This window comes from Phaeovulum sp., assembly GCF_041596715.1.
In the GTDB taxonomy this organism is placed as follows: Bacteria; Pseudomonadota; Alphaproteobacteria; order Rhodobacterales; family Rhodobacteraceae; genus UBA6213.
Genome location: NZ_JBFHIA010000105.1, coordinates 1 through 10,110 on the forward strand (window position 1 = coordinate 1; position 10,110 = coordinate 10,110).

The window sequence follows — 10,110 nt, forward strand, 5'->3', positions numbered from 1 at the left end:
GGCCTCGAACGATCCGGGGGCCGAGGGGCTGGCGCGCGCGGCGGCACTTGGGCTGGCGACAGCCTCGGTCGATCATCGCCGCTTCAAGGGCGACCGCGCCGCGTTCGAGGCAGAGCTTTTGCGCCTGCTTCTGCCCATGCGACCCGACATCATCTGCCTTGCGGGTTTCATGCGGGTTCTGACTCCCGATTTCGTCGCGCGGTTTCAGGGCCGAATGCTGAACATCCATCCTTCTTTGCTGCCCAAATATCCGGGCTTGCATACCCACGCCCGCGCCCTTGCCGCAGGCGATGCCGAGGCCGGGTGCAGCGTGCATGAGGTAACGCCAGAACTTGATGGCGGCCCGATCCTTGGGCAGGCACGTGTGCCGGTGCTTGCAGGCGATACCGAGGCCACACTGGCCGCGCGGGTGCTTGCGGCCGAACATCGCCTTTACCCCGCCGTGCTGCGCCGCTTTGCGGCGGGCGAGCGTGGGTTGCTTACGCTCTAGGCACCCGCAACAGCGCCAGCGCCGAGATGACCACAAGCGCCAGCGCCGCGGCAATTGCCGCCTCAGCCCGCCACAGCCCCAGTGCCGTAGCCAATGCCACCGGTGCCAACGCGCTGCTTGTCATGCGAAAAATTGCGATTGCGCCCAACCGCGCGGCAAAACCCTCGGGGCCGAACAGCGCCAGCACCGCCGCGCCGCGCACCAGCGAGCTTAACCCCTGCGACAGTCCGAACAGGCTGGCGAAGGCGGCAAGCGCAAAGGGCCCGGTGCCGCCAAACAGCAGCACCGACAGCGCAGCAATCAGCATCAGCACCGAAATCATCGCAGTGCCCAAAGGGTGCAGGGTTTGGCCAAACATCATCTCGATCAGCCGCGCCGTCACCTGCCCCGGGCCCATCAACGCGCCTGCGGCCACCGCAGCCCCGCTTGCTACACCCAAGGCACCAAGCGCCGTCACCCACTGCGCCATGATCGCCGCCGCCACGAAACCCGAGGTTGAAAGCGCCAGCGTCAGCCAAATGAAGGCGCGCCGCTGCGCCTCGATCGGCAGTGGGGTGTAGGTCTTTACCGGCCGCGCACCGGGTGCGGCCATCGGCATCGGTTCGGCACGGGTGGCAAGCCCACGATGCAAGGGCAGGCACAGCAGCACATGCAGCGCCGCGAACACACCCAGCGTTACCCGCCAGCCAAAGCCAGCAGTCAGCGCCTCGGTCAGTGGCCAGAACAGGGTCGAGGCAAAGCCGCCGAACAGCGTCATCTGGGTAATCGCGCGGCGCGCGCGCGGGCTTCCCAATGCCTGCGCCAGTGCTGCGAAGGCGGCATCATACAGAACCAGCGCTGCCGCAATCTGGCTGGCCACCAACGCCGCGATCAGGCTGACAGGCCCCACCGCCAGCGCCATCGCCGCCAGCGAAACCGCCGCCATGCCAGACCCCACGGTCATCACCCGCCGCGCACCAAGCCGGTCGATCCGCCGCCCCACCGGCAACGCCACCAACCCGCCCGCCAGCAACGCCGCTGAAAAGCCGCCAAACAGCAGCCCCTGCGACAGGCCAAGTTCCTCGGAAATCGCCGGAACAAGCACTCCGAACGCATAATAAAGCGTGCCGTATCCTACGATCTGGGTAATCCCCAGCGCCACGACGGCACCGGGCAGGGCAAAACGGGCAAGGGCAGGGGGCATGAAATGACCGGATATAGGATGACTTTAGGTAAGCTCTAGCGCGGCCCGGGCCATGTTGCGAGGGGGATTGAGCCTGCGCAAGCCGGGTGTTCGGTAGGCTTCCTACAGGCAGGGTTTTCATTTCGCCCCCAAGCGCCTAAAGGAGTTGCGTCAGCGGGATGCCCCCGCGCCTTCGAAAGCTGCAAATGCCTTGTATTACCACCACGGACGCGCTCGCCCAATTTTGCGCAGAGGCGAAAGCCGCGCCCTATGTTACCGTCGATACCGAGTTTCTGCGCGAACGAACCTTTTGGTCGAAGCTGTGCCTTGTGCAGATGGCCTTGCCCGGCAAGGACGGGCGGGCAGTGCTGGTGGACCCTCTGGCCGAGGGCATTTCGCTAGAGCCGATGTATGACCTTTTCCGCCACGAAGGCACGGTCAAGGTGTTTCACGCCGCCCGTCAGGACCTAGAGATTTTCTTCGTCGAGGCCGGGCTGTTCCCCAAGCCGCTGTTCGACACCCAGATCGCCGCAATGGTCTGCGGCTTTGGCGAGCAGGTGGGATACGAAACCCTAGTGCGCAAGATCGCGCGCCAAAGCCTTGATAAGACTTCGCGTTTTACAGATTGGTCACGCCGCCCGCTTAGCGAGGCGCAGCTGACCTATGCGGTGGCTGACGTGACCCACCTGCGGGTGATCTACGAGTTCCTCTCGCGCGAGTTGAAAAAAACTGGGCGCGAGGCATGGGTGGAAGAGGAAGAAGCGATTCTTCTGAACCCCGAAACCTACATCACCCGCCCGCACGAAGCATGGATGCGGGTCAAGACCCGCTCGACCTCGGGGCGCTTCATGGCGGTGGTGCGCGAACTCGCGCAATTCCGCGAAGCCTATGCACAGGCGCGCAATGTGCCGCGCTCGCGCGTTTTCAAGGATGATGTGCTGCTCGAACTCGCCTCGACTCGCCCGACCAGCCTCGAAGAACTCGGCGGCTCGCGCTTGCTGCTGCGCGAGGCACGGCGCGGCGATATTGCCGAGGGTATTCTTGCGGCGGTGAAGGCGGGGCTAGAGGTGAAGCCTGAAGATTTCCCGAAGATTCAAGACGCGCGCGATCAGGTGCAAATTTCGACGGCGCTGGCCGATTTGCTGCGCGTGCTGCTCAAGGCCAAGTCCGAGGAGGCGGGTGTTGCAGCCAAGCTGATCGCGACCTCGGCCGATCTCGATGCCATCGCCGCCGGACAGACCGATTGCGTTGCCCTGCACGGCTGGCGGCGCGAGGTATTTGGCGAAGACGCGCTGCGCCTTGCGCGCGGCGAAATCGCGCTGTCTGCGCGCGGCAATTCGGTGCATGTGGTGCCGGTCTGAACAGGCAATCCGGGCCCCGGCCCGGATGGGCCCTTGGGCCGCCCGCGCAGCCTTTAGCGGCTGATCGTGCGTGAATTGAGCGCGCCAGTCACCACCACGCGGCGCACATCACCCAACGCGATGTTGGAAAGGAATGCGCCTGCCGTAACTTCACGCGACACGGGCGTCAGCACGCGGCTTGCCACTGCGGTGCCGGGCACGGGTTCGGCCACCACGAAGCGATAGGTCAGCGTGCCACCCACGGGCTCGCCACCGTTTTCGGCCACCAGTTCCGCATCCCACCACCCTTGCGTCGGCGGCACCCCCGCCGCCGAGATGATCGCGCCCTCGGGCGTGCGGCGAATCTCAAGGCTGGTGACTTGTTCAACCAGAACCCGCCGGTCAATGGCCGAGGCGCCATAGCCCCCCTCGGGCGCCAGCGTCACCGCTTCGGCCTGCTGCGAGCGGCCAAACCAGTTGAACGGGTTGAGTCGGCTTTCGCGCACGCCTGAACATCCGGCAAGCGCCAGCGAAAGCGTCAGAACAACGACGATTGGCGATTTCATCTGGTCCCCCGGCGTCACGCAGGCCGATGGCACGGCTGCAAGCCTTGGGTAGCCCAAAGCGCGCGGTTTGAAAAGGCCGCTACTGGACCTTGGCGTGATCGCACCTTAGGTGAAGTATCAGATATCGGAGACAGTGATGGCCAGCCCCGCGTTTGAGGATATTGCCGAGACCTTCGCCTTCCTTGATGACTGGGAAGAGCGCTACCGCCACCTGATCGAACTTGGCCGCGCCATGCCGCCAATGGACCCCGCGCTGCGCGTGCCCGCGATCAAGGTGGATGGTTGTGCCAGCCAAGTCTGGCTTTTGCCGCGCATTGATGGGCAAGGCCCGGCCGCGCGCTTTGATTTTCAGGGTGAAAGCGATGCGCTGATCGTGCGCGGTCTGATTGCGGTGCTGCATGCGCTGTATTCAGGGCTGCCGCTGGCCGAGGCCGCGCGCGTTGACGCCAGCGCCGAACTGGCGCGGTTGGGGTTGGAGGGTCACCTTTCAGGGCAACGCTCGAACGGCCTCAACGCGATGGTCGCGCGGATCCGCGCCTTCGCCGCCGAGGGCGCAGGCGCGGTCTGATTTGCCTCAGGGCAAGGCGGCGGTCACGATCACTTCGACTTTGTAGCCCGGCGCTGCCAGCCGCGATTCGCCCGTGGCGCGGGTCGGGCAGTTACCGGCGCTGACCCAGGCTTCCCAGACCGGGTTCATACCGGCGAAATCGGCCATATCGGCCAGCCAGATCTGCGCGGTCAAAAGCCGGGTCTTGTCGGTTCCGGCCTTGGCAAGCAGCGCATCGATACTGGCCAGCACCGCGCGCGTCTGCGCCTCGATGCTCTCGCCCTCGGCCCCGACTTGGCCTGAAAGATAGACAATACCGTTGTGAATGACCGCGTCGCTCATGCGCGCGCCGCAATCGATCCGCTTGATAGGGGTCATGCTCTTCTCCTCGAAATATCCGATCCCGCCTTAGCGCAAGGCGTGGCGGGGGGCTAGGGGGGCTTGGTGAAAGGGATGGAGCGGGTGAAGGGAATCGAACCCTCGTCGTAAGCTTGGGAAGCTTCTGCTCTACCATTGAGCTACACCCGCAACGCGCCTGAGGTATGCCAGCGCGCGCCGCGCGTCAAGCGGCTCAGGCTTCGGGCGTGGTGAAAAACCGGCGCGCTTGCGCAAGTGCCTCGGTATCGTTCAGCACATCGCCCGGCGCATCGCCAACCCCGTGCAGTGCGCCGCCAAAGCGCATCCCCATCCATTGCGCGGTGCGGCGCAGCGCATCCTCCAGCGGGGCTTGCGCGCCGGGCGTGGCATCAGCGCGTACCGAGATCAGCCAAAGCCGCTTGCCCCGCATCTGTGCGGCAAACTCCATGCCTGGCACCTCGAACCAGCCCGACCAATGGTCGAGCATTTCGTGCCCCGGCCCGGCAAGGCCGTACCAGTAGATGGGCGAGGCAATCACCAATTCATCCGCCTCCAGCGTGGCGCGGGCCAATTCGGCCAAACGGCCAACGGGGGCTTCATGCCCGCCGCAGGCGCGCAAATCGGCAAATCGGGGCAGGGGTGGCGCTGCCAGATCGAACCATTCAGCCTCGGCACCCGCAGGCAGATGCGCCGCGGCAGCACGCGCCAGCGCAAGGGTATTGCCCCCGGCGCGGGTCGAGCAGGGCAGAAACAGCCAGCGGGTCAAAGGGCGCTCCGGAATTGCCTGGGCTTTGCCATGCGCTGTGCCACTAGCGGCGACGGCGGCGGTTCGGGTCTGAAGCCGCGCTGTTGAACGAGGGGTTGGGCAGCGTCACGATCTTGGCCAACTCCGGGTAGGGCGCTGTCGCGTGCGGTATCGCATTGGCGGCCACGAAGTGCTCCTGAAAGCGCGGCTCGATTGCGGTTTCAACCTTGGTGATGCGGCGCACCTGCTCCTCGATCGCGCGGCGCGCGGCAAGCGAGCATAGCGCCATCCGCGCCCCCGTGCCCGCGGCATTGCCCGCCGAAGTAATCTGCGCCAGCGGCGCATCGGGCACCATGCCCAGCACCAGTGCGTGTTTGGGGCTGATATGCGCACCAAAGGCACCGGCCAGCACCACCCGGTCTACCCGGTCCACGCCCATCTCATCCATCAAAAGCCGCGCGCCCGCGTAAAGCGCTGATTTGGCAAGCTGGATGGCGCGAATATCGCCCTGTGTTACGCAGATGCGCGGCCCGCCCGATGCCCTGCCATCATACACAAGATAGGAATGTGTGCGCCCCGTCGGCTCAGACCGTGCGGTGCCGGTCTGCTCGGCGCTGCCGATCAGGCCAGAGGCATCAAGCAGCCCCGCCATGCGCATTTCGGCCACCGCCTCGATGATGCCAGAACCGCAGATCCCGGTCACACCGGTGCCCGCCGTGGCTTCGGCAAAGCCGGGGTCATCGGACCAAAGGTCACAGCCAACCACCTTGAAACGCGGCTTGCGCGTGGCCGGATCAATCTCCACCCGTTCGATAGCGCCGGGGGCGGCGCGCTGGCCGGCGCTGATTTGCGCGCCTTCAAAGGCAGGGCCGGTAGGCGATGAACAAGCCAGAACGCGGCTGGAATTGCCAAGCAATATCTCGGCGTTGGTGCCCACATCGACAATCAGCGACAGCTCGTCGCGCGCCTCTGGCGCTTCGGAAAGCGCCACCGCCGCGCAATCGGCACCCACGTGGCCTGCGATCAGCGGCAAGATATAGGCGCGCGCGGCAGGGGCGATGGTGGTCAGCCCCAGCGCCGAGGCCGCAAGGTTCTGCGCCTCTGACGAGGCCAGCGCAAAGGGTGCTTGGCCAAGTTCCACCGGGTCGATGCCCAACAATAGGTGGTGCATGACCGGGTTGCCCACGATCACCGCCTCGACGATGTCGGTGGCGGGCAGGCCCGCTTCGGTCGCCAGCGTTTCGGCCAGCGCCCCCAAGGCCGCGCGCACCGCGGCGGTCATTTCGACATCACCGCCGGGGTTCATCATCGCGTAGCTGACGCGGCTCATCAGGTCTTCACCAAAACGGATCTGCGGGTTCATCAACCCCGAAGAGGCCAACACCCGCCCATCGTCCAGCGCCACAAGATGCCCCGCGATGGTGGTGGAACCCAGATCAATGGCAAGTCCCAATAGCGGCGCTTCGCGGTAGCCGGGCCAAAGCCCGATCAGCCGCGCCGGGCCCGTGCCATCGCTGTTGACGGCGGCGGTTACCTTCCATCCGCCCTTGCGCAGCACCGGCTGAAGCTCGCGCAGAACCTCAAGGTCGGCGCGCAAGCCGCTGATTTTCCATTGGCTTTCTAGCGCCTCTGCCAGTCGCTCGAAATCGCCAGAGGGCGCGTGCATATCGGGTTCGGTCACTTCCAGATAGTAAAGCCGCGTCGCCGGGTCCATCACCATCACCCGCTCGGTCGCCGACTTGCGGATCACCTGGCGGTGCAACTGGCTTTCGGGCGGCACGTCCAGCACCACATCGCCCAATATCTGCGCCTGACAGCCAAGCCGCCGACCGGGGGCCAGCCCGCGCAGGTTGTCATACCGATCCTCGACCGCGTTGCGCATTGAAAGCGCGTCAGGCGATGATGTCAGACCGTGCTTGGCAAAGCTGCCAAAGGCCGGGCTGATCTGGCATTTCGAACAGATGCCGCGCCCGCCGCAGACCGAATCAAGGTCAACGCCAAGTGCGCGCGCGGCGGCAAGCACCGTGGTGCCAGCCGCAACTGCCCCACGCTTGCCCGAGGGGGTAAAGATCACCTGAACGGTTTTGGACATCGCAGACTCCCTTGCGGCGCGCCCCTTTGTAGGGCGCACAGAGCCCGACGCAAGGGCGGCGCGCGACGCCTCAGCCAACAGTTGCGTCAGCCATGCCCAGCCAGTCGAGCACCGCCTGCCGGTCGCCATCCAGCAGCGGCGCGGGTGGGCGGGTCTTGTGCTCGGGCAATTCGGTCATCTTGATCGGGTTGCCTGCGCATTGAAACTTCGGGCGTCCGGGGGCAGGCTCGATATCGACAAGCATATTGCGCGACAATAGCTGCGGGTCCGCAAGCGCCTCGGCCACGTTCTGAATCGGGCCGGTGGGCACGCCCGCCGCTTCCAGCACCGCGATCCAGTGCTTGCGCGGTTGCTCGATGGTGATGGCCTCGATCAGCCGTTTCAGCAGCCGAGCGTTTTCGCATCGCGCCGGGTTCGTGGCAAAGCGCGGGTCTTCGTAGAGCGGCCCCAAACGCAGCGCCGTGCAAAGCTTGGCGAAAAGCGAATCGTTCCCCGCCGCAATCACGAACAGGCCGTCTTCCGCGTGGAAAGTTTCAAACGGCGTGATCGTCGGGTGACGCCCGCCCGAGCGGCCCGGCGGAACGCCGGTCGCGGTGGTCAGCGCCACCGCATGTTCCAAAATGGCGATTTGCGCATCCAGCATGGCAATGTCGATCTTTTGCCCGCGCCCGGTTTGCGCCCGCGTGATCAGCGCCGCAAGCACCCCCTGCACCAGATACATGCCCGCCACAATGTCACCGATACTTGCGCCCACGCGCACCGGGTCGCGGTCTTTCTCGCCGGTGATGCTCATCACCCCGCCGCGCGCCTGCACAACCATGTCATAGGCGGGCTTGCCAGCCTCGGGCCCGGTATGGCCAAAACCGGAAACCACGCCATAGATCAGCTTCGGGCGGCTGGCGTGCAGCGTGTCCCAACCGTAGCCGAGCTTTTCCATCACGCCGGGGCGGAAGTTTTCCAACACCACATCGGCTTGATCAAGAAGCGCCTCGAAGATGCGCCGGTCTTCGGGCGTCGAAAGATCAAGCGCGATCGACTGCTTGCCGTGGTTGAGGCCCGCGAAATAGGCGCTGAAGCCATCCACAAAGGGCGGAAAGGCGCGGGTGTCGTCGCCAAGGCCGGGCCGCTCGACCTTGATCACCCGCGCGCCAAGTTCTTGCAACTGCGAGGAACAGAATGGTCCTGCGAGCACATGCGTGAGATCGACCACGGTGATGCCGCTCAGTGGTAGGGTCATGTCGTACTCCGTTATTCGGGGCGCAAGATGCGCAAAATTATCTGCGGCGCGGGATGCGCCGTCGTCGCCTTGCTGCGGCTTTGCATGATCAAAGGCCGCGCACCTACTTTCGGGCCCGCGCGATAAAGGCGAGGCGCTCGAACAGTGCCACGTCCTGTTCGTTTTTCAACAGCGCGCCATGCAGGCGGGGCAACATGCTGGCCGGATCACGCGCAAGGTCTTCGGGCGCGAGATCGTCGGCCAGCAGCAGTTTCAACCAGTCCAGCACCTCCGAGGTGGAGGGCTTTTTCTTCAGCCCCGGCGTTTCGCGCAATTCGTAGAACTGCGTCAATGCCGTGGTCAGCAAAGCGTCCTTGATATCGGGAAAATGCACCTCGACGATGGCGCGCAGGGTCTCGAAATCAGGAAAGCGGATATAGTGGAAAAAGCAGCGGCGCAGAAAGGCGTCGGGCAATTCCTTTTCATTGTTCGATGTGATGATGACCACCGGGCGCTCTGCCGCGCGGACGGTCTGGCCGGTTTCGTAGACGTGAAACTCCATCCGGTCGAGTTCTTGCAACAGATCGTTGGGAAACTCGATATCGGCCTTGTCGATCTCGTCGATCAACAGCACCACCCGGCCCGGTGCCTCGAACGCCTGCCACAGCTTGCCCTTGCGGATGTAGTTGCCAATATCCGACACGCGCGCATCGCCCAACTGGCTGTCGCGCAAGCGGCTGACGGCATCGTATTCGTATAACCCCTGCGCGGCTTTCGTTGTCGATTTGATGTGCCATTCGATCAACGGCAACCCAAGGCTTGCCGCGACCTCGCGCGCAAGTTCGGTCTTGCCGGTGCCGGGTTCGCCCTTGACCAGCAACGGGCGTTGCAGTTGAACGGCGGCATTCACCGCCAGGCTCAGGTCGGCCGGTGCGATATAGCTTGCGGTCGAACCAAATGTCATGCGCACTCACGCCTTTGCGGGTTTTTCTGCGGATGCGAGATTACCTTGCCTCGTGATGACAGACAAGCGCACTCGGCGCGCTAAACGGGGGCGTGACATCGCCTGCGGCATCAGGTATTGGGTCGCCCAGCAGGAGGGGTGCATGACGAAGCCTGATAGCATTGTGCAACCTGTTACGCGAAGGGCAGGAGCTATGAAATCCGAGTCTTTTTTGCCGGAGAACTACAAGCCCGCTGAAAGCGAGCCGTTCATGAATCCCCGGCAGCTGGAATATTTCCGGCGCAAACTTCTGGCGTGGAAAGCCGAGTTGATCGAACAATCGGCCGAAACGCTAGAGGGTCTTGCGGAATCGGGCCGCAATGTGCCCGACCTTGCAGACCGCGCCAGCGAAGAAACTGATCGTGCACTAGAGCTGCGTACACGCGATCGTCAGCGCAAGCTGGTCAGCAAGATCGACGCGGCAATCCGGCGGATCGACAACGGCGAATATGGCTTTTGCGAACTTACGGGCGAGCCAATCAGCCTGAAGCGCCTCGACGCGCGCCCGATTGCCACATTGACGCTCGAGGCACAGGAGCGTCACGAACGCCGTGAGCGGGTTCACCGCGACGATTGATGCCGAAAGCCCAAA

11 protein-coding genes and 1 tRNA gene are annotated in these 10,110 nt (G+C 64.4%); 4 read left to right on the top strand and 8 right to left on the bottom strand.

Annotation, left to right across the window (positions count from 1 at the left end; all coding sequences use genetic code 11):
* Nucleotides 1-490 (top strand): phosphoribosylglycinamide formyltransferase (gene purN, locus ABY403_RS08785; RefSeq protein ID WP_372840408.1); only part of this gene is annotated, 490 nt, incomplete at its 5' end.
* Here purN and ABY403_RS08790 read toward each other — a convergent pair.
* Nucleotides 480-1,673, bottom strand: a complete 1,194-nt coding sequence (locus ABY403_RS08790; RefSeq protein WP_372840409.1) for an MFS transporter — start codon at nucleotides 1,671-1,673, stop codon at nucleotides 480-482. The genes purN and ABY403_RS08790 overlap by 11 nt on opposite strands.
* Nucleotides 1,674-1,858: 185 nt before the next feature.
* On the opposite strand from ABY403_RS08790, the gene rnd reads away from it, so the two are divergent.
* Nucleotides 1,859-3,013 carry a ribonuclease D gene (rnd, locus tag ABY403_RS08795; protein ID WP_372840410.1) on the top strand — a complete coding sequence of 385 codons (1,155 nt, stop codon included), beginning with the start codon at nucleotides 1,859-1,861 and terminating at the stop codon, nucleotides 3,011-3,013.
* Between the two features lie 53 nt (nucleotides 3,014-3,066).
* Here the strand turns inward: rnd and ABY403_RS08800 are convergent, their stop codons facing one another.
* Nucleotides 3,067-3,558, bottom strand: coding sequence for a hypothetical protein (locus ABY403_RS08800; RefSeq protein ID WP_372840411.1), 492 nt, complete (start codon nucleotides 3,556-3,558; stop codon nucleotides 3,067-3,069).
* Nucleotides 3,559-3,694: 136 nt separating this feature from the next.
* On the opposite strand from ABY403_RS08800, the gene ABY403_RS08805 reads away from it, so the two are divergent.
* Nucleotides 3,695-4,126 carry a SufE family protein gene (locus tag ABY403_RS08805; RefSeq protein WP_372840412.1) on the top strand — a complete coding sequence of 144 codons (432 nt, stop codon included), beginning with the start codon at nucleotides 3,695-3,697 and terminating at the stop codon, nucleotides 4,124-4,126.
* 6 nt (nucleotides 4,127-4,132) lie between these two features.
* Here the strand turns inward: ABY403_RS08805 and ABY403_RS08810 are convergent, their stop codons facing one another.
* The 6 genes from ABY403_RS08810 to ABY403_RS08835 form a co-directional block, all read right to left on the bottom strand.
* A complete protein-coding gene (locus ABY403_RS08810) occupies nucleotides 4,133-4,483 on the bottom strand; it encodes a RidA family protein (protein WP_372840413.1) in 351 nt (116 codons plus the stop codon).
* Between the two features lie 76 nt (nucleotides 4,484-4,559).
* Nucleotides 4,560-4,633, bottom strand: a tRNA-Gly gene (locus tag ABY403_RS08815).
* Nucleotides 4,634-4,676: 43 nt separating this feature from the next.
* Nucleotides 4,677-5,228 (bottom strand): flavodoxin family protein, encoded by a 552-nt coding sequence (locus ABY403_RS08820; protein WP_372840414.1) that lies wholly within the window; start codon nucleotides 5,226-5,228, stop codon nucleotides 4,677-4,679.
* A 43-nt stretch (nucleotides 5,229-5,271) separates the two neighbouring features.
* Nucleotides 5,272-7,299 carry an ASKHA domain-containing protein gene (locus ABY403_RS08825; protein WP_372840416.1) on the bottom strand — a complete coding sequence of 676 codons (2,028 nt, stop codon included), beginning with the start codon at nucleotides 7,297-7,299 and terminating at the stop codon, nucleotides 5,272-5,274.
* Nucleotides 7,300-7,369: 70 nt separating this feature from the next.
* A complete protein-coding gene (locus ABY403_RS08830; RefSeq protein WP_372840418.1) occupies nucleotides 7,370-8,536 on the bottom strand; it encodes a CaiB/BaiF CoA transferase family protein in 1,167 nt (388 codons plus the stop codon).
* A gap of 103 nt (nucleotides 8,537-8,639) precedes the next feature.
* Nucleotides 8,640-9,479 (bottom strand): AAA family ATPase, encoded by an 840-nt coding sequence (locus ABY403_RS08835; RefSeq protein WP_372840419.1) that lies wholly within the window; start codon nucleotides 9,477-9,479, stop codon nucleotides 8,640-8,642.
* Nucleotides 9,480-9,672: 193 nt separating this feature from the next.
* On the opposite strand from ABY403_RS08835, the gene dksA reads away from it, so the two are divergent.
* Nucleotides 9,673-10,095: an RNA polymerase-binding protein DksA gene (gene dksA, locus ABY403_RS08840; protein ID WP_372840420.1), complete on the top strand. Its 423-nt coding sequence runs from the start codon at nucleotides 9,673-9,675 to the stop codon at nucleotides 10,093-10,095.
* The last annotated feature ends 15 nt before the right edge of the window (nucleotides 10,096-10,110 follow it).